The organism is Haladaptatus sp. R4 (assembly GCF_001625445.1).
Lineage (GTDB): Archaea > Halobacteriota > Halobacteria > Halobacteriales > Haladaptataceae > Haladaptatus.
Map to the genome: position 1 here is coordinate 305210 of NZ_LWHG01000028.1, position 23371 is coordinate 328580.

Genomic DNA, 23371 nt, shown 5'->3' on the forward strand with positions numbered 1-23371 from the left:
ATGGCAGGGATGCACGCAATCAGTAATAGCTCTTCGTAGGGATTTCCGACCCGTGTTCCGTGTTAATTACTACCGATTCTCGCGCTGTTCGACCTTGTTCAGTTCGATGAGCAACCGGAAAATCGCCTTCACCAGATTCGAATCCACTTCGAACTTCTCGGCGTTCTCGCCCGCTCGGTCCATCACGCGCTGTTCCTGTGCCTCGTCGGTCGTCGGGATGTCCTCGACGGACTTCACCTCCGCGACCGTATCGGCGACGTAGGTTCGTCGGGCGATGAGTTCCACCAGTTCGCGGTCGATGGATTCGATCTCTTCGCGCAGTTCGTCCAGGCTCATATCGTTCGGGTTCCGCCCGTCTGTGTTGTCGTTAGCCATGTCGTTCCCTCCAATGAATTCCACTTTTCCCGCACGTCCTCTAAAACCTCCCGCCCGCCGACGGCGACGAAGCTCGGTCCCGTCCCGGAAAGCGAGACGCCGTCCACGTCCGGCATGGCGTCCACCATGGGGTCGGCCGAAAAACCGAGCGCGCCACAGAAGGCGAAGCCGTTCACCGTCATCGCCCGGCCGTACTCGCCGTCGAGAGCGAGGTCGGCGACGAGGTCGGCCATCGGCGCGACCTGCCGACAGCGGGAGACGTCGGCATCGGCGGAAAAGGACTGCTCCGGCGGCGACCACACCAGCACGTCCCAGTCCACCTCGTCGCGGGCGAGCAGTTCGTCCTCGGCGTTGTCCGTGACGGTGACGCCGCCGAGCATGCTCGCGCTGGCGTCGTCGAACGCGCCGGTCACGGTGACGCCGACGTCACGGGCCGCTTGCACGCCGATTCGGCAGGCGTCCTCCCGTCGCATCTCGACGTCGAGTGCGGACAGGGTCGCCAGCACCGTCGCGTTCGCCGCGGCGCTCGAACTCTTCAGGCCCGCGGCCATCGGGATGTCGCTCTCGGTTCGTACCGTCGCGCCGAATTCCGAATCTTCCGTTTCGAGGACGAGTTCGACACAGCGTTCGATGAGTCGAGCGTCCGCGTCCGGATTCTCCGCGATTTCCCCGCGAATCTCGCCGGAGTCGTCCAGTTCGACGGTGGCGGTGGTTTCGGTGTCGATGGCGAACGCCGACCCGACTCCAGTGGCGAGGGCGTTGAGTATCGTCCCGGCGGCGGGTGCTTTCGCGCGGCCGTGCATGGTCGGCTTTCGCAGGTGGCCGTCTTCAGGGTGGCGGTGGGGGCAACGTTTTGATTGATCCGGAACGCGGGTCTTTTCCCCCTCTCCGACCAACCGTTGGACATGAGTGTCCGCAACGACGTTTCCCCCGACACGCTCGGCGTCGAACTCACCGAGGACGGTATCGTCGTCGAATACAAGGACGGTCGTGAGACCTTCTACCACGGCGTTCCGAGGAAGGTGGACGGAACGCTCCGAACCCAACCGGGCAAACTGGTGCAGGTGCTCGTCACCGCTCCGACGGAGACGGAGGGCGTCATGACCTACGTCAACGACCGGGATACCCACGACGACATCCTCGAAGAGACCGGCGTCGGCCGAGTCATACTGGAACCCGGAGAGGAGGCGGAACTGTTCCCCGGGGTGTCGGTTCGCTCTGACGGCTACGCCGTCGAAGTCGAGGCCAGTCCCGAGATTGCGCGCGGTCGCGTGTTCCTCTTCGAGGAAGACGCGATGGGCGAACGGTCGTTCGAGTTCGTGGAAGAGGACGAGTCGGCGGACGGAAACGAATAATGCCGCTCGCGAAGCGCTGGCAAGCACTCGACAGGGGAACGGTCGCGGGCACGCCGGAACGGTGGGCGATGTACGAACTGGGGACCGACGGCGAAGTCGTGGAAATCGGTGTCGGCGTCCTGCGCGACGAACTGAAGACGGCGCTGACCTATAGCGACGCGACACAGGTTCGCTGGGAGACGTGTCAGTCGCAGGCGCAAGCCGAGGAGTTGGCCGCCGAGCATCGGGAACGAGCGGAATTGGACTGATTCGGCGGTTTGCAGAAGCGGTGCGGTTTTCCGGTCAGTTGATGGGAGAAGACCCGTGTCGTTCCTCGGCGTCCTTCCACTCGCCCAATCCCTCCGGGTCCAAGTGGATGTGGACGTCGCCGACGTCGTCGCGCGAGACGAGGTCGTTTCTGAGTTCGGTTTCGATGTCGTGGGCTTCGATGAACGTGTGGTCGGCCGCGACTTCGGCGTGGAATTCTACCTCGTAGACGGTTCCGGCGTGATACGCGGTGAAATCGTGCAGTCCGTGAACGTCCTCGTGGGAGAGGATTTCGTCCCGGATATCGTCGCGAACCGGCTTCGGTGCGGCGGTGTCCACGAGGTAGTTGACGTTTTCCCGCGAAATTTCGACGCCTTGGTGGATGACGAGCAGGCTGACCAGTCCCCCGGCCAGCGGGTCGAGGACGGGGAATCCACCGGCCATTCCAGCCACGCCGATGACCGCCGCGCCCGTGGTGTAGAGGTCGTTTTTGCTGTCGGCGGCGAGCGCGGCGAGACCGGCCGACTCGACGTTGCGATTGACCCGCTTCGTGTACCAGTAACAGAACGCGCGGTCACAAAAGGCGAAGGCGAGACCGGCGACGAGGGCGATGCTGTAGGTAGATTCGGGTGCCGAAAGGATGGTCTGACCGGCGTCGTAGAGCAGTTTCAGTCCGAGAAGGACGAGCGTGCCGCCGACGAACAGGGCGGTCAGCGGTTCGACCCGGTCGTGGCCGTGGGGATGGTTGGTGTCCGGGCCCTCGAACGAGAGGCGACCCCAGACGAGCACCACCGCACTCGCCAGCAGGTCGGCCACTGAGTGAGCGGCGTCGGCGACGAGCGCGAGGCTTCCGAAGGTGAGGCCGACGCCACCTTCCACCACGATTTTGAGGACGTTCGTCAGGACGTTGGCCCACGACGCTTTGAGAAACTCCTTCCGGTGGTCACCCATTCGTTCTTCCGTGGGGAGCGCGAGGTTAAGAATATATGGGTTAGAGCTGACAAATAACTATTTTAGATCGAGTCTAAATCACATGCCTACACGTGACATGGGCGTCGAACCCTCGCTACAGTCGGCGAGCCATCACCACGATACCGAGGACGATGAGGGCGATTCCCCAGTAGAGCGAGTCGAAGGGGAGGACCTTCAACAGGAGCGTGACGACGCCGGAGGTGAACAGCGACCAACCGATGGTAGTGTTGTATCCCATAGAAGCTACACGATGACGAATCGTTTCAAGCTATCGGCAGTGAGAAAATCAGTTCGACTGGTACGTTCGTTACCCTACTGGATGTAGGAAGGGTCTTCCGCATCGCAGTTCTCCTCGTGTTGTTCGGCGTCGCTCTGGTCGTCGAACATCAGTCCGCACTGCTCGCACTGGTACCATGTCGTGTCGTCTCGCTCGGTTCGAGCAACCATAATTGTACACTCGGTAGCATCGGACAAAGGGGTTTCTGCGGGAAACCCTGAAGACGGTCCGGTGACGAGTAGGGAATATGACGAAAAAACCGACGGTTGCGCTCACCGTCAGGGGCGCGGAAAAGCGCGACGGCGGACGGGGTATCGCCCGGATCGCCGACGCGGCGCGACAGAAACTCGGCGTGCTAAGCGGCGATACGGTCGTGGTCGAAGGCGACGGGACGACCGTGGTGAAGGTGTGGCCCGCTTCGAGCACGGTGCCGGAGAACACCATCCAGATAGACGCCGAGACGCGGGCGAACGCGGGGGTCAGAATCGGGGACGAAGTGTCGGTGTCCCCGATTTCGGTCTCGGACGCGGACTCCATCACCGTCGTTCCGAAGGCCAACTTCTCGATGGACGACGTGGACACGCTGGAGCGAGCGGTGAAACAGGAACTGCTCGACCGGCCCGTTCAGTCCGGGGAGCGGGCGCGAATCGAACGACTCGGCGACGCCGGACTGTTCGTCGTGTCGCGGACGAACCCCGGCGGAACCGTCCGCGTGACGAACGACACGGACGTGAAGGTCTCGCTCTCGAAACTGACCGAATCCGTCTCGACTGCCGCGTCTAACTCCAACGATTCGACGGACGTGACCGGCGCGGCCTACGAGGACATCGGCGGACTGGACGAGGAACTCCGCCGCGTCCGCGAGATGGTCGAACTACCGCTGTCGAACCCGGAACTGTTCCGGCGGTTGGGCATCGACCCGCCGAAAGGCGTCCTGCTCTACGGCCCGCCGGGAACCGGAAAGACGCTCATCGCCAAGGCCGTCGCAAACGAGGTCAACGCCCACTTCGTCTCCATCTCCGGGCCGGAAGTGATGAGCAAGTACAAGGGTGAGAGCGAGGAGCGACTCCGCGAGATTTTCACCGAAGCCAGCGAGAACGCACCCTCGATAATCTTCTTCGACGAGGTGGACAGCCTCGGCGGGAAACGCGACGAGGAGAGCGACATGGAGAATCGGTTAGTCGCCCAGATGCTCTCGCTGATGGACGGGTTGGAATCCCGCGGCGAAGTCGTCGTCATCGGCGCGACGAACCGCGTGGACGCCATCGACCCCGCGCTCCGCCGTGGCGGCCGGTTCGACCGCGAGATCGAGATCGGCGCGCCGGACGAGGGCGGCCGACGCGAAATCCTCGAAGTCCACACCCGCGGCATGCCGCTGGCCGACGACGTGGCCGTCGAACGACTCGCCGCGACGACACACGGGTTCGTCGGTGCCGACCTGCACACGCTCGTCACGGAGGCGGCCATGGCGGCGCTCCGTCGGGCACGTGACGACGGCGCTGACGACGAGGCACTGCTTTCCGTCGAGGTGACCCGCGGCGACTTCAACACCGCACTGGCGAGCGTCGAACCGTCCGCGATGCGCGAGTTCGTCGCCGAAGCACCCGAAATCTCGTTCGAGGACGTTGGCGGACTGAACGAGGCCAAGCGAACGCTCATCGAGGCCGTCGAGTGGCCGCTCTCGTACTCCAACCTGTTCGAGGCGACGAGGACGGAACCGCCGAGCGGCGTCCTGCTCTACGGCCCGCCGGGTACCGGAAAGACGCTTCTCGCCCGTGCACTCGCCGGTGAGAGCGACGTGAACTTCGTCTCCGTCGCCGGGCCGGAACTGCTCGACAGGTACGTCGGCGAGAGCGAGAAATCGGTTCGCGAGGTGTTCGACAGGGCGAGACAGGCCTCCCCAGCGATCGTGTTCTTCGACGAGATCGACGCGCTCGCGAGCCAGCGCGACGACTCACACGAGGTCACCGAACGCGTCGTCTCCCAACTGCTGACCGAACTGGACGGGTTGACCGAAAACCCGAACCTCGTCGTCCTCGCGGCGACGAACCGCCGCGAGGCCATCGACCCCGCGCTGTTGCGTCCCGGGCGACTCGAATCCCACATCGAGATTCCGGGGCCGGACGAGGAGGCCCGTCGCAAGATTCTGTCGGTGCACGCGGGGGACAAACCGCTCGCGGACGACGTCGACCTCGATGCGCTCGCGGCGGAGTTGGACGGGTTCACCGGTGCGGACATCGAAGCGCTCGTCCGGGGTGCCTCGATGCGGGCCATCCGCGAGGCCGCGGACGAGTGGACGCCCGAAGAGGCGAACGAACGGGCGGACGAAATCGTCATCGAGGAGCGCCACTTCGACATGGCCCGCGAGTTCGTCCAACCGACGCTCGGATAGCCACTTCGACTGGTTTTCTCAGCTGAACAGGTTGTTCGCCACGCTCTTGTGCGTGGCCGAGAGGGACGTGTTCGTGCTCCCGTTGTTGTATCCTTGGTTGCTCGTCAGAACCCAGTAGTCGGACGTTCCCGTCCCGTACACCGGACGCCCCGAGAGGTCGGACAGGACGCACCCCGTCACCGTGATGTGGTCGCTATCGATACCGGTGATGCCGTTGCCATCTACGTCCCGGACGACGAGGCCCAAACTCGCGTTCGTCACCCCGTTTTCGAGGAGCACACCGTTCGTCCCGCCGCCGTCGCCGTCGATGACGCCCGAGACGATGACGTTCTCGACCGAGTCGAGCCTGATTCCTGCCTGCCCTTGGTCGTAGACGGTCGCGTCGAGTCGAACGTCCTTCCCACCGTCGTCGATGTTGATGCCGTGGTTTCCGGGGTCGTCCACCTGTACGTCGAGCGTGGCCGTCTGGAGGGGAACGACGGAAAGCACCCCGTCGCCGCCGATGTCCGCGATTCTGACGTTCATCACGACGTTCTCGACCACCTCGTCGGGCTGTCCGTTCCCCTCGATTCGGATACCCGCGTCGGTGAACGAGGTGACGTTCGCGCGGACGGTCAGGTCCGTGACGGAAACGAGCAGAACTCCGGCCGTTCCGACCCCCATTCCGTCGTAGCTTCCCGAAACGACTACCTCGTCGTACTCGTTGATTCGACAGCCGGTGGCCGCTTGCGCGACGGTGCCGTCGTGCGTTCCGGTGACGCAAACGCTGGCGTTCTCGCCGCCGCCGTCGAGGTTGACCATGTGGTTCGCCGAGTCCGAGACCTGTAGCTTCACATCGACGCTGTTGCACGTCGCGCCGAGGTACACGCCGTCCAACCCGACGCCCGTGACGAGTCCCTTGATGACGACTTCTTCGACGGGATTTCCGGTATTTCCGTCGTCCACGATGGTCACGCCGTGGCCGTAGGTATCGTACACTTGGCAGTCGATCACGGCAGTCTCGATGGCCGCGATCGGATCGGCGTCATACTCGGTGTGAAGTTTGACGCCGTTCGCGTGAATCGGTGAACTGACGGTCCCGCCCCTGATATTGACGTGTTTCGTGAGCGCGGTTCGCGCGCCGACCGCGATGGCGTCGTCGCCTGCCCTGATGTCGGGATTAACCATCAATACGGAGTGCGAATCGAAGACGTGGAAACCGTCGAGACCGCCCGCGTCGTCCGGGTCCGTGATGTCCTCTGGATGGGTTCGCTGGACGTAGTCGCTCGCCAGCACGCCCATCCAACTCGTGGCGCGAATCGAGAAGTTCGTGTTGTCGATGACCGACAGGCTGTCGATGAAGAGGAAGTCGGTGCCGTCGTTCGTGAGGACGACCTCGTCGTGTTTCTCCGCCGGGAAATTCTGTCCCGCCCGATTCCCGTCGATGATACCGCCCTCTATCCAAACGTTCGCGGAGGCGGTGATGTCGAGCATGGTCGCGTTCATTCCGTCGTCCCGGCGAATCGTGTACGGTCGCAAAATCAACCAGAGATCGTCGGCCACGGTCGCCTCGACGGTGTCGGTCAGCGTGATATCGTTACAGAGGACGATGATGCCACCGGACGGAATGGCGGCTTCCAGTTCCGCCCCGGTCGAGACGTACTGAACGCAGTCGGTAGCCGTTGCATCAACCGCCGCAGCCGAAGCGTCCGCGAGCTCCCACTCCTCCCCAGTGCCGTTGTAAATCCGTCCCGTATCCGTCGCACGGAACGCCCCTCGCTCGTATGGCCGGTACTCGAAACGGTTGGCGTCCTCGTCTCGCACCGTCAGCAGTCGGTCTATCGTTTCGACGTTCTCGTTCCACCGTTTTCGAATGTCGTCCGTCGTATTTCCGTTCGGAAATCGGTACAACTCGTGGTTTCGAGTTTCATCTCCCATCGCAGATTTCTTACGCAATATATTGTATTGAACGATTCCCGCGTAGTGAAAGTGTAGCTGTGTCGGATTTCGGTCGCTCGGTGGCTTCGGTCCGTTATACGGTACCGTGAACTCGTCCGACATCATCCATGTTAGCCATCACTCTTACCCGACACCGTGACGGAGAGCCGTGTGCCATGCGCGCACTCATCATCACCGGAAACGGCGTCGAGGACAGCGAGTTCAGCTATCCGTACTACCGACTGCAGGAGGAGGGGATGGACGTGGACGTGGCGACTCCTGACGGTGGGTCCTTCGAGAGCAAGCACGGGCAGGAGTTCGAAGCCGCGGACATCTCCATCAACGACGTCCGGTCCGACCGGTACGACCTGCTCGTCCTCCCCGGCGGGCGCGCACCGGAGAACATCCGACTCGAATCATCGGGAGTGGGTGACATCATCCGCGGGTTCGACGACGAGAACAAACCCATCGCGTCCATCTGCCACGGTGCACAACTGCTCATCACCGCCGACGTCCTCGACGGCCGCGAAGCGACCGGTTACTGGTCGATCCGCGACGACATCGAAAACGCGGGCGCGGCGTTCGTGGACGAGGAGGTCGTCGTGGACGGCAACCTCGTCTGCTCGCGAAACCCCGGCGACCTCCCGGCGTTCATGCGGGAAACGCTCGCGAACATCGACAAACTGACCGACGCACCCGCGTGAAGTCGAGTCGGCACCAGCACGTCACACCAGCACGAGCATATCACGCGCCACACGAGTTGGAAGGGTGACGGCGAACGAAAATCAGGGCTGCCAGCGGATTTCGGTCGCTCGATGGCGGTCGTCGTAGGCCCTCATCCCTCTCCCAAGCAACCAACGGAGATGGAGGTCGTCGTACAGTGTCGAGTGGGTGTAATCCACGAACGTCATCGGGATGACCAGCTTTCCGTTCCGTCGAACTACACTTGCGACGCCGGTGTAGACGTGCTTGTGGCGGTCGTCGTATACCATCGCGCCCATCACCGGTACACGCTGTTGATAGGCCGGAACGGAATGCAGTGCTTCGATGGAGCGCCACGTGAACTCGTAACAGAACATACCTGCGTTCTCCCCGGATTCGAGCGCCTCGTACGTGATCGGTGATTTGAAATATTGCCGCAAATCGACCGTTCCGAAGAGGACGTTGTCCTCGACTGATCCGGCTACGTACCGCGGAATGTCGTAGTACGTGTGCTTGCGGAATCCGGACACGAGTCCTTCGAGTACCGATTTCGGTCGTTTCGGGGACGCTCCCGAGAACTCCTCGATTGCGGATGGGGAGACCTGTGAAAACCGATTTCCGCGGAGTGCCTCGACGGTGAACGGATGGTTCTCCCCGGTTCTGACGCGGTCGAAGAAGGGTTCGAAATCCATGAATTCGAACTCGAAACTTCCCGCCTTCACGTCTTTGAGGTCGGTAACAAGGTTCTCGACTGGGTGGCCGTCGATCTCGAGATCGGCATCCGCCTTTGTCGCCACGTCCGACGATGTTGAGAGGGGAACTGTTCGCTGGTCGTTACCGTTGCTGACACGAACGGCGTCGTCCGTCAACCGAATCCGCGTCCCTGAAATAGTCGTGTCAAATGGGGATGAATTGAGTCGTGCACGTGCGAGCTTTTCGAGGTCTTGATCGTGTAAGTTGGTGCCGACGAGGACGCCGTATCCGATAAACACGTTATCCACCGCCTTTCCGCCGCCCACAACAACGCCACCACCTCCGAGAAGAGAAAGCAATTGCCGCCGAGTCAGGTCTTTTTCGGTCGCTGATGACAACCGACTCGCCCAGTCCATGGCGGAGCGTTTGAGTGAGTTGTGATAAGTCTTCTATCTTTCATCCGAAGTGCTGAATTCTTTCGCAGCATCGTCACCTCTTGAAAATCGACCGTGGAGACGGCTCACCTCGAAAGCGTCACGTCGAAAACTCGCCGAATCGCATCGACCTGCATCGGGAGCGGCAAGCTCGGTTGCACCAATGCACCACTCGTCCCGTCCCCGTCCCGTGCGTGCGTGGCCGCCTGCTCCGGCGTGCAGGGCAGGTGGACGAATCCCATCGGCACGTCCCGACCCTCCCGCTCCAGATACGCCCGTGTCGAGTACAGCGCGTTGTTACAGAGGTGTGTTCCGGCCGTGTTCGAGACGGCCGCCGGAATCCCGGCGTCGAGCAGGGAGTCGACGGCGGGAACGACGGGGAGCGTGGCGAAGTAGGCCGCGCGGTCGTCGCCGTCGATCCGTTCGTTTCGTGGCTCCACGCCCGCGTTGTCCGGCGTGCTCCCGCTGTCGTTGACGTTGATGCCCACGCGTTCGACCGTGATTCCCGCCCGTCCCGCCGCGAGTCCGGTGGCGACGATGGCGTCCGGGTCGTGGTCCTCGATGTGTGCCTGCATTTCCTCGGCGGCGGATCCGAACTCGACCGGGAGGATTTTCCCGACGACTTCGTGGCCCGCGATTTCCTCGCCGTCGAGTTCGCTCGCGACCATCTCGCTCGGGTTCTCGTCGTCGCCACCGAACGGTTCGTAGCCGGTCAGGAGGAGTGTCATGAGAGGGGGTTTTCGCGGGAGCGGCTTAGTTGGTCACTTCGCGGAAACGGAGGCATCCCGTCCGTTCGTCGCTCCGACCGTCTGGCACACAGCGCTTATGCGACGCTGGGTCGACACTCATCCCGTCAAATGCCGTTCGGTGAGATGACCGGGTACGCGGTCGTCGGGTTCATTGCCATCGTCTCCCTGATACTCTCGGCGCAGGTCGTCGTCCGAAAGCTAGTGCGGGTAGCGAAGTACTACCAGCTATCGGAGGTCGTCATCGGGATGACGGTCGTGTCTATCGGGACGAGCCTTCCGGAAATCGCGTCACATCTCGTCGCGTCGTATCGGATCGTCTCCGGGGTCGGGCAACCGAAACCGGTCTCCGCGGCCGTCCTCGGCGGTAACATCGGGTCGGACGTCGTCCAACAGACGTTGGTGCTGGGACTGGTCGTCCTAACGGTCGGCGGACTTCGATTTTCGCGTACGTTCCTGCTTCGGGATTACCTCCCGATGATCGGGACGACGCTGATCACGTTGGCGCTCGCGTGGGACGGTATGTTCACGCGAGTGGACGGCGCGCTGTTGGTCGGGTTGTTCGTCCTCTACATGTACTTCCTGTACACGACGCGGAACGAGATCATACAAGAGCAGGGTACCGGTCCGCCGTCCGAGAATCCGTACCGGGACCTGTTCGTCGCCTTCGTCGGGCTGTTGGGCCTCGTCACCTCGGCACACTTCCTGTTCCGAAGCGTCGAGTTTTTCGTCAGCCGAACCGCGCTCGCGGGGTCGCTCATCGGCGTGCTCGTGCTCGGTATCGGTGCGGCGTCCCCCGAGATGACGACCGCGATAACGGGATTGCGAGAAGGCGCGGAGGGTATCTCGCTGGGAACGCTGATCGGAAGCAACATCACGAACCCGTTGCTGGGTATCGGTCTCGGCGCGCTCATCTCGACGTATCAGGTTCCGAAACCGCTGATATACTGGGACCTTCCCATGGAGACGGTGACGGCGGGTATCCTGCTCACGTATCTACTGTTGAAGGACGACCTCGGGAAACGGTTGGGAACCGTCGCCAGAAAACTCGGCATGGACCGAGCGGCAATTCCGTTCGAATCGGTCGAGGAGCGCCATCTGGGACGCGTCGGTGCCCTGCTGTTGATCCTCCTCTACTTCGTCTACCTCTACGTCAGAATCGTCCACTTCCCCCGCGATTTCTGACCCCGGAAGGGGTGTCGTCATCCAAGGAGGATGAGCAACAGCGGAACGAGGAGCAGGGAGACGAGAAAGCCGATGAAGTACGCGACCGTTCCGACGAGTTCGTCCTGCATCGTATCGATGAACGAGGTGTAGATCGGATACGTCACGAGCGAGAGGAGCGTTACGACGAGACCGATGCTCAACAACAGCACGACGGTCATCACGCCGGTCGCGGTATGGAGGGCAAACGCGACGATGAGGGTATCGAGCAGGGTACCGATGTTCGCCCCGAGGATGTACGGGATGATCTCGTCGCGTTTGATGTGTCCGCGGTTGTAGAGCGGGACGATAACGCCGAGTGAGAAGGCGATGCTCGTCGTCAGTCCGGTGATGACGAGTCCGATTCCGAACGAGACCCACTTGTTCCCCAAACGGGAGAGGTATCGTCTCCGGAGTCGCTGCTTGTCGAAATCCTTCAGTATCCGGTCGAACAGCCGCAAACTCAGGAGGATACAGGCGATCGCCACGAGGAAGGCGACACCCGCCCCCAGAACCTCGATGAGCCCCTCGGTTACGATCGAGAAGAGGGAGGGGTTCGATAGCTGCGTCGCGGAAACGTCTCGGCTTACCGGGGCCGCGGTGCTAACGAGCGGCATCGAGAGATAGCCGAGAACCATCACCGGGAGGTAGATGGTGTACGTGAGCAGGAAGGTGAGCAACCCCATCCGCACGGAGTCTCGGAGCGAGTCGCTCTCCGTATTGAGGTAATCGAACGCCCCGATGAAGATGACGATGGCGGCCGCTCCGAGTCTCGATCCGATTATCATCAGGTACAGTTGCGAGGGAACGATGACGTTCGAATTGAACAGCGTGAGGGCGAGCGCGGCGACGATCGAACCGTTCGCGAGGACGTACGAGGCGAACCAACTGGCACCGAGAGCCGGCACGTCTCCGACGACGAATCGATCCAGATTTTGCCGTAGAAACGGTGCCAGCGCGTCGGTCGTCGCACCCAACAATCGAACGGCGAATAGGAACAGTACGACCGTTGCGAGCACTTTCAACGACAATACGACTCTGGACTGTCCGGCAAGCCGGTCAGAAATGGCATCCCTGCTAATGGTCCCCACCGCTAGAATCTACTTCCCGTATCGTCTAAACGATTTTCTCACGTTTCTGGTGGGAAAGCTGACAAAATAACTCTCTCCCCTGAGGAGAGATTTCCACCGCGGGGAGACGATTCACGAACGAGCGTTCGGTGTCGGGGGGTTCCGGCGTGACCGGCAGAAAAGCCCGGTCAGTCCCAGAACGCCTGCGTCCGGGCGTACTGCCGTTCCCGGGCCAGAATATCGCGGTAGAAGTCGTCCTCGTCCTCACGCAGTTTGGCGATGATTCGCGCCGCGTTCTGCGGGCCGACGCCCCGGGCGGCCAGCGCGATGACGGCCTGCTTGCCGTGACTCTGAACCAGATTCGCCGCGTTGTACGCCCGCCGCGTCATCTTCTCCTGTTCGTCGTCCTTGTCCTCGGCTCGAACCGCCGTGACCACCTCGTCGGCCCACGGGTTGAGCGCGGCGACGCGGGTCGAACCACAGCCGACGCATTTTGGCTGGTCGTTCACCTTCTCGACCGTCGTCTTGCGTTTCCAGTCCTGACAGTGCAGGCAGAACAGGAGGACGCGGTCGTTTCGAATCCGCTCCTTGACGGTCTTGATGACGCTCGCGTCGGCGTTCTCGGGCGCGAGCAGTTCCCGACCCGAGGAGCGCCCGCCGCTTCCGACCGGGGTTCGCCCGCCGGTCGTGACGACGTCGATGTCACCCGCGTGAATTCCGCGCAGGATTTCCTCGGTCGCATCGACGGCGAGGTCGTCGTGGAACACCTCCCGCACCGCTTCGTCGTACATCGGCGTGTCCTCCAGCGCGCCGAGGAGACGGCCCATCGACACCGGGCCTCTCCCCTCCCAACGGTTCAGCGACCCGAACTTCGCGGCGACCTGCGCGAGCGTGAACTTCAGCGTGTCCGAGTGCTTCAGAGAGAGTTCGATGAGTGGGCCGACGTGCTCGGGGTCCGTCTCGTGGAGGACTTCCACGACTTCGTGACCATCGACCGTCCCGGGCACGTCCAACTCGATCCGATACGGGTCGATCTCCATCCCGACCGAGGACCCGGTTCGCTGGCCGACCAGCGACGAGAGCATGCGTCCGAGCGTCTCGTTCACCTTGTGGCCGTAACAGGCGTTGACGACTATCTTCCCGGCGGCGAACTCCACGACGACTCGGTCGGCCGTCGGAATCGGGGATTCCGTTTCGGCCTGCCGATCGAGTTGTGACAGCGCGGATTCGGCGGTGTGCTGGTCGGTCGGATAGCGGTTCGTGAACTCGCGGGCGACCCCCTCCATCGGTGCGTCGCGTTCGAACTGCGGCCCCGCCACGGCGCGCATCTCGCCGACCTCCTGTGCAACCTCGAACGGCACCGGAATCTCCTCGCCGACCCACGACGGGACTTCACCGCCGGGGTCCTCGATGGGCGAGACGTTGACGCGACTCTCGTCGTCGTCGATTTCGGCGATGCGCCACATCTCGCCGCGCTGGATGAACACCTCGCCGGGTTCCGCGAAGTTGACGACGAACCGCTCATCGAGGGTTCCGATTTGCGACCCGCTGGCGATGTCGTGAACGGTGTAGGTCTCCTCGTCGGGAATCATCGACAGGTTGGCGTAGAAGTACTGCCACGTCTTGCCCGACTTCTCGATTTGGTCGTCCTCCTCGTTCAGCCAGACCAACCGGTTGCGCTGGACCTCCCGCACGACGCCCTTGAACGTCTCCTCGTCCAAATTCCTGAAGGGGTAGGCCCGCGTGACGATATCGTACGCTCTCCGGGCGTCGATTTCCCCGAAGTCCATGACGAGGCCGACGATTTGGTTGGCCACGGTGTCCAGACTCGCGTGATGGATATGGGCCGGTTCCACGTCGCCGTCGGTCGCCCGCCGTGCGATTGCCATCGCCTCCAGCGCGTCGTCTGAATTCGACGTGACGATGGTTCCGTTCGACACCTCGTCCATGCGGTGGCCCGCGCGGCCCACGCGCTGGAGCAGTCGAGCGACTTCACGCGGGCTTTGATACTGGACGACGTGGTCGATCCGACCCACGTCGATGCCGAGTTCCATCGAGGAGGTACAAAGCAGTGCGTCGAGTTTTCCGGCCTTGAAGCGGTCCTCCACGTCGATTCTGGCCTCCTTCGAGAGGCTACCGTGGTGGACGCCGATGTTCGTCCCGAGTTCCTTGAACCGCGACCCGAGCGCCTCGGCGGTCTGGCGCGTGTTGACGAAGACGAGCGTCGAATCGTGGGTCTCCACGATGTCACGAATCGCCCGGACGTGGCTGGCGATGTCCGGATTCGTCATCAACTCGCCCGCCAGTCGCTCGTCCTCCTCGGTGATCTCGGGTTCGTGCACCCGGAACGCCACCTTGCTCCCGGCGTCCACCTCGATGATTTCACAGCCCCGATTTCCGGTGAGGAACTTGCCGACCTCCTTCGGATCACCGACGGTCGCCGAGAGGCCGATTCGCTGAAAGTCGCCCGACAGTTCGTGTAGACGCTCCAGTCCGATGGTCAACTGCGCGCCGCGCTTCGCGCTAGCGAGTTCGTGCACCTCGTCCACGACGACGTGATGGACGTCCTCCAGTGCCGTCCGCAACTTCGACCCCGTCAGCATCGCTTGCAGGGTTTCGGGCGTCGTCACCAGCACGTCCGGCGGATCGTTCGCCTGCTTCTGGCGCTGGTAATCCGTCGTGTCGCCATGGCGCACGTCGATGTCGATGTCGAGCGCGTCCCCCCACCACTCCAGTCGCTCGCGCATGTCGCGGTTCAGCGCCCGGAGCGGCGTGATGTAGAGTACAGAAATTCCGAATCGCGGGTCGGCTTCCGCCACAGCGTCAAATACTGGCAACATCGCCGTCTCGGTCTTGCCGGTCCCGGTCGGCGCGATGACGAGTCCGTGTTTCCCCTCGGCGAGGGGCGGAATCGCGCGCTTCTGTGGTTCGGTCGGCGTGGAGAAACCTCTCTCCGAGAGCGCCGCCCGCACCTCGTCGCCGAGTCGCGCGAAGGCCGCAGAACCCGCGGCCCGCCTGTCCTGCATCGTATTTCGGTTAGGGAGCGAAGCGAATTAAGCGCGTTGCCCGCCCCGTTCTATTTCCGGATTTTCGTCGATTTCTATACTTCGACGACCAACTTTCCGAGGAAGCTCTTTTCGAGCACGTCGCGCTGTGCCTCGTCCACCTCGGATAGCGAGTACGTCCCGGCGATTTCGGGGACGACCTCGCCGTCCGCGACGAGGCGGGCCAGTCGCTCAAGCACCGCCGAGATGTCGGGGGTGTTGAACATGCTCATCAGCGTTATCGTCAACTCCTTCGAGCGAGCGGCGGAGACGTTCTCGAATCCGGCCTCGGCGTCGGTATTGCCGATGCCGACGATGCGCGCGCCCAGCGCCGCCACGTCCGCGTCGAACTGGAGGTAGTCGTCCAGTCGGTGGTCGAGGATCACGTCCATTTGGCCTTTCTCCTCGACGGCGTCCGCAAGGTCGTCCCGGTGGTAGTCGAGGACCGTATCCGCGCCGACGGCTTCGAGGCGTTCGTGGTACTCCTCGCTCGCGGTGGTGACGACGCGCGCCCCGGTGGCGGCCGCGAGTTGTACCGCGACGTGGCCGACGCCGCCGCTCCCACCGTGAACGAGGCAGGATTCGGCCGGTTCGAGGTTTCCGTGGTCGATGAGCGCTCGCCACGCCGTGACGCCGACGAGGGCGACCGCCGCACCCTCGTCGAACCCGACGCCGTCGGGGAGACGGGCGACCGTGTCGGTCGGCGTCGTGACGTACTCGGCACAGGTTCCCTGTCGGCTATTTCCGAGACCGGTTCCGAAGACGCGGTCGCCGACGTCGAACGCCTCGACCTCGTCGCCGACGGCTTCGACCTCGCCCGCGAAATCCGACCCCGGAATCCACGGGAGGTCGCCGGGGCGATACGATCCCTCGCGGAAGTACGTGTCGACGGGGTTGACCGTCGCGGCGCGAACCGCCACGAGGAGTTCGTCTTTCTCCGGTTCGGGTCGGTCGATCTCTTCCACCTGTAGCACGTCCGGGCCGCCGTGTTCGTGATAGCGTACTGCTCGCATGTGAAGGGCAACGAAGGGAAGGAAAATAAGTCCGCAGGGACGAGTTGTTGGTATGTCAACATCGGATTCACCACAGCACATCGCCCATCGTGGTTTCGCCGACGACTACCCGGAGAACACGCCCCTCGCGTTCGAGAACGCGGCGGCGCACGCGGACGCATCGAGATGGACGTCCAGCGTTGCGGATCGGGCGAACTCGTGGTTTTCCACGATTCGAGGCTCGGGCGGTTGACGGACGGTTACGGGGCGGTTCAGGACACCCCGTGGTCCGAGCTTCGGGAACTGACGATACTCGATTCCGACGAGACCGTTCCGCGACTCGAAACCGCGCTCGACGCGGTTCCGGACGGGACGGAAATCAACTTGGAGCTGAAACACGGCGGGATGGCGGAGCGGGTGTTGGACGCCGTTGCGAGCGTGGACAACGACGTTCTCCTGTCGTCGTTCTATTCGCAGGTACTTCGGAACCTCCGAACCTTCGACTCCGAGGTCCGACTGGCGTACATCAATCAGCGCGGTCCGAACTGCATCGACACGGCCGTCGACCTGGACTGTGCCTGTGTCCATCCAAAGTTGGACATCTGCGATTCGGAATTCGTGGACCGAGCACACGACGCCGGACTGGCGGTGAACTCGTGGACGGTGCGTGAGGAAGCGGAGGCGAACGCGCTCGCCGAGGCGGGTGTGGACGGAATCGTTTCGGATACGCGGAGCGTCTTCCGATAGCTACCACGGGAACCGGACCCTCGAATGTGACAATGTCACATGGGGTGGGTCACATAGAATTGCCTGCAGTTCTGTATGCGATTAAAAATGTGGTTTCGGACGTAACCTTGGGTGTGAACCGTCGGGATTTAAGCGGCGTGGCAACTCCCTTTCGAGTGCATGAGGCTACACGAGTACCAGGCGAAGGAGGTGTTCTCCGACGCGGGAATCCCGACGCCGGATTCAGCGCTTGCGGAGAGCGTTGACGAAGTCGTCGAAGCGGCGGAGGACATCGGCTACCCTGTCGCGGTAAAGGCGCAAGTACACGTCGGCGGTCGCGGAAAGGCCGGCGGCATCAAACTCGCCGAGGACCGCGAAGAGGCCGAAGAGGCCGCAGAGGACATTCTCGGAATGGACCTCAAAGGGTACACAGTTGAACAGGTGTTGGTCGAAGGGGCCGTCGATTTCGTCAACGAACTCTACGTCGGCGTGACGATGGACCGCGGCGAGGGCAAACCGGTCGCCATGGTCTCCACCAAAGGTGGCGTGGACATCGAGTCCGTCGCCGAGGAGACGCCGGAGGCCATCGCACGGGAGCACATCGACCCGGCGTTCGGGATGCATCCGTACCAGGCCCGCAAGGCAGTGTTCGACGCAGGCGTCGACAAGGAAATCGCGATGGACGTCGCGAGCGTCCTCACGACGCTGTACGACCTCTGGGCGGACAAGGACGCGAGCGACGCGGAGATCAACCCGCTGATGGTTACCTCGGACGACGAGGTCATCGCGGCCGACGCCGTGATGAACATCGACAACGACGCGCTGTTCCGTCACCCCGACCTCTCCGAGATGGAGGAGGACGCCTACGAGGACGACCTCGAACGCAAGGCGGGCGAGTACGGCTTCGACTACGTCCGACTCGATGGCAACGTCGGTATCATCGGCAACGGTGCCGGACTGGTCATGACCACGCTCGACCTCGTGGACTACTACGGCGGCACGCCCGCCAACTTCCTCGACATCGGTGGCGGTGCGAAGGCCGAGCGCGTGACGAACGCGCTGGACATGGTGTTCTCGGACGAGAACGTCGATTCGGTCGTCTTCAACATCTTCGGCGGCATCACGCGCGGTGACGAGGTTGCCAAAGGTATCAACGAGGCGCTCGAATCGCTCGACGAGATTCCGAAACCCGTCGTCGTTCGACTCGCCGGGACCAACGCGGAGGAAGGAATGGAAATCCTGAACACCGACCTCGTTCAGGTCGAAGCGACGCTCGAAGACGCGGTTCAGCGTGCTGTCGAAAACGCGGAGGACAAACAATGAGCATTCTCGTAGACGACGACACCCGAGTGGTCGTCCAAGGTATCACCGGCGGCGAGGGTAGTTTCCACGCCGAACAGATGATGGAGTACGGAACGAACGTCGTGGCCGGTGCGGTCCCCGGCAAAGGCGGGCAGGAAGCACACGGCGTGCCCGTTTACGACACCGTGCACGAAGCGGTCGAGGAAGAGGACGCCGACGCCTCGGTTATCTTCGTCCCACCGGCGTTCGCGGCCGACGCCATCTTCGAGGCGCTCGACACGGACCTCGACCTCGCGGTCGCCATCACGGAAGGCGTCCCCACACAGGACATGTCGAAGGTGTACAAGCGCCTCTCGGAGACCGACACGCGACTGCTCGGTCCGAACTGCCCCGGCATCATCACGCCGGGCGAATCGAAACTCGGTATCCTCCCCGGCAACATCTTCGAGTCGGGTAACGTCGGTCTCGTCTCCCGCTCGGGGACGTTGACCTACCAAGTCGTGGACAGCCTCACCCAGCGCGGCATCGGGCAGACCACCGCCATCGGCATCGGCGGCGACCCGATCATCGGCACGGACTTCATCGACGCCCTCTCGCTGTTCGAGGACGACGACGACACGGACGCCGTCGTCATGTGCGGTGAAATCGGTGGCGAGGACGAGGAAGAGGCCGCCGCGTTCATCGCGGAGAACATGGACACGCCGGTCGCTGGCTTCATCGCAGGCCGCACGGCCCCGCCAGGAAAGCGCATGGGCCACGCCGGTGCCATCGTCTCCGGCAGCGGAACCGGTACCGCGGAGTCCAAGATCAACGCGCTCAACGACGCGGGCGTCCCCGTCGGCGACACTCCGGAAGAAGTCGCTGACAACATCGAAGACTTCCTGTAAACAGGGAGTTTTCGGGGAAGTTTTATTTTTCCATAATTAAAAATAGAGAAATCAAATATATCTCCCAGGGAGTCAAGTGAGTTTTAGTTTCAAGCTATATATTAGGTAGAGATGATTCAAGTCTATGTGTACTATATATGTTTTCAGCCCAATTAAGGCTCTCTTCGCAATCTGCCTCGACAAGAACCTCTAATCGACCGATATTGTCACAAGCTGCGAGCAGAATCTTCTCGTCGAGGATAAAGAGACTATATGGAAAATCATTTTCGAATATCCGAATATCGGGATAATTCGAATTGGAGACCCATTTGGGAGTGCTTGTCGTTTTTTCCATAAGTGAAGAATATGCACGCTCTGTAAGAATGAACTCTTCATTGTCAAACGATTCTGGGGATAGGTCGAAAAATCGGTCAACTATTATTTTCGGCATGAAGGAAACAACACCACGTATGTACTCCGACGCATTGATGCTCTCTCGCAGGTGATTTGCGGGCCGATACGGAGAAGAACAGTCCGGAACGATTACATTGAAATTATTTAACCGCCGGATATTGATTTCTGATGAAGATGGAATTAACTCTATTAACGGTCTTATCTCGTGGATTTTCTCTACTACTTTGTTTGTCTTCTTCGCTTCTCGAAGTAGAAAGCTCCCAGTCGTCGTCGTCGTATACCCAGTAGGAGATTCATCAATCCAGCCTCGTTCAATAAGTAGAGATAGATTTCGTTGGAGAGTTGTCCGAGGGCTCCCTGTGATGTCCATTAAATCGCGTAAATCCAGCGGTTCAGAATCAATAACATCTAGTATCTCCAATCTGACTTCAGATTTACTCAAATATCCTATTGTATTAATTAGGCATTCCATACTACTAATATGGGTTGTAGAGATAAAAATTTAACTTTCATATCATTATATGTTGCCATTTTGATCGAGTTGACCAATTACTTAAATTCATCAATTCGTTCAATAACGGGTATACATAAACGACACTGGCAATCGCGACGGTTCCCACTTTGTATAGGATACGAGATAGAGTAATTAGCTCTTGCATACTTGAGTAAGTCAATTCAATAAACAATTGATATTGAAGTACCTATCAACTTCCCCCCCCTCTGATTTAATTGTTAACTGTCAATATTGACCTCATCTATACAATATGTGTATCTCAGACAATAGTCTGCCAGATGCCTGGAGAATAATCAGATGCCCACACAAAGATCAGTTGCCCACCCAATAAAGTTAAAAACAAAAAGAGCATAGAGTAGATTGAAGATGTTCGAAAAAAAGCCTGCAAACACATCGGACGAAGGAACGAACTCAATCAAACGACGTGGCCTTTTGAAGACAATTGGTGCTTCAAGTGGTGCTGTTGGGTTCGGTATTTTGGGAACCAGTACTGCATCTGCGGATCAAGCAGATACCGAAATCAGTTCCGCTGAGATTGAAAAAGTGAATGAAGCAAAACAGAGATACGCTACTTCAGAGGCCGCTAAAGGAGCGATTCATATGCACGGAGAGCAGCTACTAGAGGAACTAAAGAAGCGAGACATTCTTGAATCAGAAACGGAGCTACATACGGCTGACTTCACCCCCAAGAAAGAATATTCCGAGACATCGGAAGGGATGGGGATGACGAGCTTCTTGTTCAACGATACCCCGACTGCGCATATTTACACCTCAAAAAAGCTTCGGGATCAACACCTCACAGTTGTAGTACAACCACAAGTGCAGCGGAGTTATGCGATATTGCGCCCCGACGCTACTGATCACCGCAATGCAGTAACAATTGATACATCTACGGATAATTCCTTCTCAGTACAAGCTACGTGTCACGATTACTTCTGTCTATATGATGACTCTACCGATGATCCAACTCCTGGGGACAATTGTTGGCTAGATAAGGAACTATACAATAGATATATGAATGCGGATGGAAGTTGTTACCTCGGAGACTTCAGTACGTGCTGTGATGTGTCTGCAAAAAGTTGTAATACAGCTATTCATTGCGGAACCTCCGATGCCTGCAATGATAATCCATGTACATAAAATGATGATTCGAATTAGTTAATGGTTGACCAGTGAAGAATATTTTATTTGCGAACAGAATTTCCGTTTACAGAGCCATATATAGTAACCTGGTGCCCGGGTTACTGTCGTCCACTGATTTCATTGGATCTTGATAAAAGGATCGGTCTTACGGAAGCAGCTTACAACATCGGATACGTCCTGTATGAAGAGAGTTTCTGTTTTGACCTCACATCATAATGGAAGTTGGAAATCAGCTCAATATCCCTAAGTAACCTTGGGACCCGAAATTAGCGAGGAAACAGAACTGAAGATAGCCAAGTTCTATTATCAAATCAGATGTAGTGTTATTACTTTATTCAAGCGCTCGGTGACGACTGCACAATCAAAAGATAGTATCTGGCTAACTCCTATGCCACAAACTCACTTCTATCCTCAGACCATTTAACACACGCAAATCTCCCACCCCACCGAACCAATAGAATTAACTCCCCATGTAGTGACACATCAGATGAAGCAACAGGGTTTCGCTGAAAGGCCAGTGGTGATGACACTGACCCTGCTTGCTTCGGGACGTACCCAGAAGCATGTCGAACAACGAACCTTCTCCGGAAAAACGTATCGCCAACGGACGGACCGTCTTTCGCGTCAACGGAATCGACGCCGACGACGTGACGACCGAACTGCTGGTCGAGATGCACGACCTCTTCGAACGGCACGATTTGCCGCTGCGCAGTATTTCGGTCGAGTGGGAGGTGACCCCGGATACGTAGCGGTCGCTTGGATTAGGTAGAATCGCGTTCGTTACTCACCACTCATTTTCGAGAATGCGAAATCGGCAGAGGTTTGATTGGTTTTCTATCTTCGCTACTGAGAAGACGACCCAGAAAGCCTTCGCCCGGCTCACGAAGAATTCGCACGAATCTTTCGAGGCGGTTCGACCGACCGCTGGTTCACGGTTTCACCGGACTCCGTCCGGTTGACCGCCAAGCAACGCTTGGCAATTTCGCCGGATTTCGTCCGGCTGACTGCCGAGCTTTGCTCGGCAATTACACCGTTCACCCAGAGGTTTCCTCGAAACCTCGCTGGTCGAACGTCGATCGAAAACTATCGCTCACCGAGAAAATCCGAACGGAAACGACTCGCCGCGGGCGCGAGGGGTAATTCTCAAATCTTAAGAGACAGGGACGACAACCGGCGAGTATGATTCCACTCGAAGCGGTTCCCGCAAACTCGGCAGGCATCGTCGTTCTCGTCGTCGGACTGGCAATCACGATTGCGTGGATCGCCTACTTCTACCGTTAGGCGTCCGTCTCGTCCGGCGCTTGGACTCGCTCGCGTAACCACTCGACTGCGTTTTGGACGGTCGCTTCGTCCGTCCCCTCGATTTTGACGCGCACGTAGTCGCCCGGATAGCTCCCGACTTTCACGTCGAACCGCTCGCGGAGTTCCCCGAATCGGTCGATGAGCGCGCTCTCGGGTTCGCCCGCCGCGACGGTGCCGGTGAAGTAGGGGTCGCCGTCGAACTCGTCGGCGATTCGCTCGAACATGGCGTGCATCTCGTCCGGCACGCCGGGCAGGACGTAGACGTCCTCTATCTCCGCGCCGGGAGCGACGCCGACTTCGTTCGGGAGCATGCGCGCCCCCTTGGGAAGGTGGGCCGTTCCGGTCGTCAGATCGGCGTGTGAGTAATCCGAGTGCTCCTCGATCCACTGGACGGCTTCCTCGTGTTCCTCGACGGGGACGCCGACGGCCGCCGCGATGCCCTCCATCGTCAGGTCGTCGTGGGTCGGCCCCAGTCCACCGGTGACGATCACGGCGTCGTACTCGGCGCGGGCCTCGTTCACGACGCGGGCGATGTCGGCCACGCGGTCGGGGATGACGAACACCCGTTCGACGGTCACGCCGCGCTCGGTCAGTTGCTCACCGATCCAGGCGGCGTTCGTGTTGACAGTGTCTCCGGAGAGGATTTCATCTCCGACGGTTACCAACGCAACTCGCATACCCGAATC

24 protein-coding genes are annotated in these 23371 nt (G+C 60.3%); 11 read left to right on the forward strand and 13 right to left on the reverse strand.

Features of this window, described 5'->3' with window-relative positions; translation table 11 throughout:
- Positions 1-69: 69 nt before the first annotated feature.
- Positions 70-336: a chorismate mutase gene (locus A4G99_RS16590; RefSeq protein WP_066146042.1), complete on the reverse strand. Its 267-nt coding sequence runs from the start codon at positions 334-336 to the stop codon at positions 70-72.
- Complete coding sequence (locus tag A4G99_RS16595; RefSeq protein WP_066146045.1) at positions 333-1178, reverse strand: shikimate kinase; 846 nt, start codon at positions 1176-1178, stop codon at positions 333-335. The genes A4G99_RS16590 and A4G99_RS16595 overlap by 4 nt, the downstream gene beginning before the upstream one ends.
- 102 nt (positions 1179-1280) lie before the next feature.
- Between A4G99_RS16595 and A4G99_RS16600 the strand changes: the two genes are divergently transcribed.
- On the forward strand, positions 1281-1730 hold the full coding sequence (locus tag A4G99_RS16600) for a DUF5796 family protein (RefSeq protein ID WP_066146701.1): 450 nt from the start codon (positions 1281-1283) through the stop codon (positions 1728-1730).
- A complete protein-coding gene (locus A4G99_RS16605) occupies positions 1730-1978 on the forward strand; it encodes a hypothetical protein (protein ID WP_066146048.1) in 249 nt (82 codons plus the stop codon). Before A4G99_RS16600 ends, A4G99_RS16605 begins: the two co-directional genes overlap by 1 nt.
- Positions 1979-2012: 34 nt before the next feature.
- Here A4G99_RS16605 and A4G99_RS16610 read toward each other — a convergent pair whose 3' ends face one another.
- The 3 genes from A4G99_RS16610 to A4G99_RS28845 form a co-directional block, all read right to left on the reverse strand.
- Positions 2013-2927, reverse strand: coding sequence for a cation diffusion facilitator family transporter (locus tag A4G99_RS16610; RefSeq protein ID WP_066146050.1), 915 nt, complete (start codon positions 2925-2927; stop codon positions 2013-2015).
- A gap of 115 nt (positions 2928-3042) precedes the next feature.
- Positions 3043-3186 (reverse strand): hypothetical protein, encoded by a 144-nt coding sequence (locus tag A4G99_RS26075; protein WP_190303790.1) that lies wholly within the window; start codon positions 3184-3186, stop codon positions 3043-3045.
- Positions 3187-3260: 74 nt separating this feature from the next.
- Complete coding sequence (locus A4G99_RS28845) at positions 3261-3395, reverse strand: hypothetical protein (RefSeq protein WP_255359113.1); 135 nt, start codon at positions 3393-3395, stop codon at positions 3261-3263.
- 77 nt (positions 3396-3472) lie between these two features.
- Here A4G99_RS28845 and A4G99_RS16615 point away from each other — a divergent pair, with 77 nt between their 5' ends.
- On the forward strand, positions 3473-5617 hold the full coding sequence (locus tag A4G99_RS16615) for a CDC48 family AAA ATPase (protein WP_066146052.1): 2145 nt from the start codon (positions 3473-3475) through the stop codon (positions 5615-5617).
- Positions 5618-5635: 18 nt separating this feature from the next.
- Here A4G99_RS16615 and A4G99_RS16620 read toward each other — a convergent pair whose 3' ends face one another.
- Positions 5636-7534, reverse strand: coding sequence for a glycosyl hydrolase family 28 protein (locus tag A4G99_RS16620; protein ID WP_190303791.1), 1899 nt, complete (start codon positions 7532-7534; stop codon positions 5636-5638).
- 128 nt (positions 7535-7662) lie between these two features.
- On the opposite strand from A4G99_RS16620, the gene A4G99_RS16625 reads away from it, so the two are divergent.
- Positions 7663-8238 (forward strand): type 1 glutamine amidotransferase domain-containing protein, encoded by a 576-nt coding sequence (locus A4G99_RS16625; RefSeq protein ID WP_223301937.1) that lies wholly within the window; start codon positions 7663-7665, stop codon positions 8236-8238.
- Positions 8239-8319: 81 nt separating this feature from the next.
- Here the strand turns inward: A4G99_RS16625 and A4G99_RS16630 are convergent, their stop codons facing one another.
- Positions 8320-9345, reverse strand: a complete 1026-nt coding sequence (locus A4G99_RS16630) for a hypothetical protein (protein ID WP_066146059.1) — start codon at positions 9343-9345, stop codon at positions 8320-8322.
- A gap of 104 nt (positions 9346-9449) precedes the next feature.
- Positions 9450-10091, reverse strand: a complete 642-nt coding sequence (locus A4G99_RS16635) for a peptidase (protein WP_066146062.1) — start codon at positions 10089-10091, stop codon at positions 9450-9452.
- 129 nt (positions 10092-10220) lie between these two features.
- Between A4G99_RS16635 and A4G99_RS16640 the strand changes: the two genes are divergently transcribed.
- A complete protein-coding gene (locus tag A4G99_RS16640) occupies positions 10221-11294 on the forward strand; it encodes a sodium:calcium antiporter (protein ID WP_066146065.1) in 1074 nt (357 codons plus the stop codon).
- A 17-nt stretch (positions 11295-11311) separates the two neighbouring features.
- Here the strand turns inward: A4G99_RS16640 and A4G99_RS16645 are convergent, their stop codons facing one another.
- From A4G99_RS16645 to A4G99_RS16655, 3 genes are all read right to left on the reverse strand, one after another.
- On the reverse strand, positions 11312-12343 hold the full coding sequence (locus A4G99_RS16645) for a sodium:phosphate symporter (protein ID WP_223301938.1): 1032 nt from the start codon (positions 12341-12343) through the stop codon (positions 11312-11314).
- Positions 12344-12570: 227 nt separating this feature from the next.
- Complete coding sequence (locus A4G99_RS16650) at positions 12571-15408, reverse strand: DEAD/DEAH box helicase (RefSeq protein WP_066146068.1); 2838 nt, start codon at positions 15406-15408, stop codon at positions 12571-12573.
- A gap of 74 nt (positions 15409-15482) precedes the next feature.
- Entirely contained in the window at positions 15483-16439 is a 957-nt protein-coding gene (locus A4G99_RS16655; RefSeq protein ID WP_066146071.1) for an NADPH:quinone reductase, read from the reverse strand.
- Between the two features lie 52 nt (positions 16440-16491).
- Between A4G99_RS16655 and A4G99_RS27430 the strand changes: the two genes are divergently transcribed.
- The 4 genes from A4G99_RS27430 to sucD all read left to right on the forward strand — a co-directional run bounded on the left by A4G99_RS27430 (position 16492) and on the right by sucD (position 19333).
- Positions 16492-16671, forward strand: a complete 180-nt coding sequence (locus tag A4G99_RS27430; RefSeq protein ID WP_223301939.1) for a hypothetical protein — start codon at positions 16492-16494, stop codon at positions 16669-16671.
- Complete coding sequence (locus A4G99_RS16660; protein ID WP_223301940.1) at positions 16605-17165, forward strand: glycerophosphodiester phosphodiesterase; 561 nt, start codon at positions 16605-16607, stop codon at positions 17163-17165. The genes A4G99_RS27430 and A4G99_RS16660 overlap by 67 nt, the downstream gene beginning before the upstream one ends.
- A gap of 159 nt (positions 17166-17324) precedes the next feature.
- Positions 17325-18467, forward strand: a complete 1143-nt coding sequence (gene sucC / locus A4G99_RS16665; protein ID WP_066146074.1) for an ADP-forming succinate--CoA ligase subunit beta — start codon at positions 17325-17327, stop codon at positions 18465-18467.
- Positions 18464-19333: a succinate--CoA ligase subunit alpha gene (gene sucD / locus A4G99_RS16670; RefSeq protein WP_066146076.1), complete on the forward strand. Its 870-nt coding sequence runs from the start codon at positions 18464-18466 to the stop codon at positions 19331-19333. Before sucC ends, sucD begins: the two co-directional genes overlap by 4 nt.
- 94 nt (positions 19334-19427) lie before the next feature.
- On the opposite strand, the gene A4G99_RS25255 is transcribed toward sucD, so the two are convergent.
- A complete protein-coding gene (locus A4G99_RS25255) occupies positions 19428-20198 on the reverse strand; it encodes a hypothetical protein (protein WP_150123138.1) in 771 nt (256 codons plus the stop codon).
- 408 nt (positions 20199-20606) lie between these two features.
- On the opposite strand from A4G99_RS25255, the gene A4G99_RS25260 reads away from it, so the two are divergent.
- Complete coding sequence (locus tag A4G99_RS25260) at positions 20607-21380, forward strand: hypothetical protein (protein WP_150123139.1); 774 nt, start codon at positions 20607-20609, stop codon at positions 21378-21380.
- A gap of 566 nt (positions 21381-21946) precedes the next feature.
- Positions 21947-22132, forward strand: coding sequence for a hypothetical protein (locus A4G99_RS16675; RefSeq protein WP_066146079.1), 186 nt, complete (start codon positions 21947-21949; stop codon positions 22130-22132).
- A 528-nt stretch (positions 22133-22660) separates the two neighbouring features.
- Here A4G99_RS16675 and A4G99_RS16680 read toward each other — a convergent pair.
- Positions 22661-23362: a molybdopterin-binding protein gene (locus tag A4G99_RS16680; protein ID WP_066146082.1), complete on the reverse strand. Its 702-nt coding sequence runs from the start codon at positions 23360-23362 to the stop codon at positions 22661-22663.
- Positions 23363-23371 lie beyond the last annotated feature (9 nt).

Excerpts from the sequence above, each read along its gene's own strand:
- A4G99_RS16590 (WP_066146042.1), bottom strand. The coding sequence starts at position 336 with ATGAGCCTGGACGAACTGCGCGAAGAGATCGAATCCATCGACCGCGAA.
- A4G99_RS16595 (WP_066146045.1), bottom strand. The coding sequence starts at position 1,178 with ATGCACGGCCGCGCGAAAGCACCCGCCGCCGGGACGATACTCAACGCC.
- A4G99_RS16600 (WP_066146701.1), top strand. The coding sequence starts at position 1,281 with ATGAGTGTCCGCAACGACGTTTCCCCCGACACGCTCGGCGTCGAACTC.
- A4G99_RS16605 (WP_066146048.1), top strand. The coding sequence starts at position 1,730 with ATGCCGCTCGCGAAGCGCTGGCAAGCACTCGACAGGGGAACGGTCGCG.
- A4G99_RS16610 (WP_066146050.1), bottom strand. The coding sequence starts at position 2,927 with ATGGGTGACCACCGGAAGGAGTTTCTCAAAGCGTCGTGGGCCAACGTC.
- A4G99_RS26075 (WP_190303790.1), bottom strand. The coding sequence starts at position 3,186 with ATGGGATACAACACTACCATCGGTTGGTCGCTGTTCACCTCCGGCGTC.
- A4G99_RS28845 (WP_255359113.1), bottom strand. The coding sequence starts at position 3,395 with ATGGTTGCTCGAACCGAGCGAGACGACACGACATGGTACCAGTGCGAG.
- A4G99_RS16615 (WP_066146052.1), top strand. The coding sequence starts at position 3,473 with ATGACGAAAAAACCGACGGTTGCGCTCACCGTCAGGGGCGCGGAAAAG.
- A4G99_RS16620 (WP_190303791.1), bottom strand. The coding sequence starts at position 7,534 with ATGGGAGATGAAACTCGAAACCACGAGTTGTACCGATTTCCGAACGGA.
- A4G99_RS16625 (WP_223301937.1), top strand. The coding sequence starts at position 7,663 with ATGTTAGCCATCACTCTTACCCGACACCGTGACGGAGAGCCGTGTGCC.
- A4G99_RS16630 (WP_066146059.1), bottom strand. The coding sequence starts at position 9,345 with ATGGACTGGGCGAGTCGGTTGTCATCAGCGACCGAAAAAGACCTGACT.
- A4G99_RS16635 (WP_066146062.1), bottom strand. The coding sequence starts at position 10,091 with ATGACACTCCTCCTGACCGGCTACGAACCGTTCGGTGGCGACGACGAG.
- A4G99_RS16640 (WP_066146065.1), top strand. The coding sequence starts at position 10,221 with ATGCCGTTCGGTGAGATGACCGGGTACGCGGTCGTCGGGTTCATTGCC.
- A4G99_RS16650 (WP_066146068.1), bottom strand. The coding sequence starts at position 15,408 with ATGCAGGACAGGCGGGCCGCGGGTTCTGCGGCCTTCGCGCGACTCGGC.
- A4G99_RS16655 (WP_066146071.1), bottom strand. The coding sequence starts at position 16,439 with ATGCGAGCAGTACGCTATCACGAACACGGCGGCCCGGACGTGCTACAG.
- A4G99_RS27430 (WP_223301939.1), top strand. The coding sequence starts at position 16,492 with ATGTCAACATCGGATTCACCACAGCACATCGCCCATCGTGGTTTCGCC.
- A4G99_RS16660 (WP_223301940.1), top strand. The coding sequence starts at position 16,605 with ATGGACGTCCAGCGTTGCGGATCGGGCGAACTCGTGGTTTTCCACGAT.
- sucC (WP_066146074.1), top strand. The coding sequence starts at position 17,325 with ATGAGGCTACACGAGTACCAGGCGAAGGAGGTGTTCTCCGACGCGGGA.
- sucD (WP_066146076.1), top strand. The coding sequence starts at position 18,464 with ATGAGCATTCTCGTAGACGACGACACCCGAGTGGTCGTCCAAGGTATC.
- A4G99_RS25255 (WP_150123138.1), bottom strand. The coding sequence starts at position 20,198 with ATGGAATGCCTAATTAATACAATAGGATATTTGAGTAAATCTGAAGTC.
- A4G99_RS25260 (WP_150123139.1), top strand. The coding sequence starts at position 20,607 with ATGTTCGAAAAAAAGCCTGCAAACACATCGGACGAAGGAACGAACTCA.
- A4G99_RS16675 (WP_066146079.1), top strand. The coding sequence starts at position 21,947 with ATGTCGAACAACGAACCTTCTCCGGAAAAACGTATCGCCAACGGACGG.
- A4G99_RS16680 (WP_066146082.1), bottom strand. The coding sequence starts at position 23,362 with ATGCGAGTTGCGTTGGTAACCGTCGGAGATGAAATCCTCTCCGGAGAC.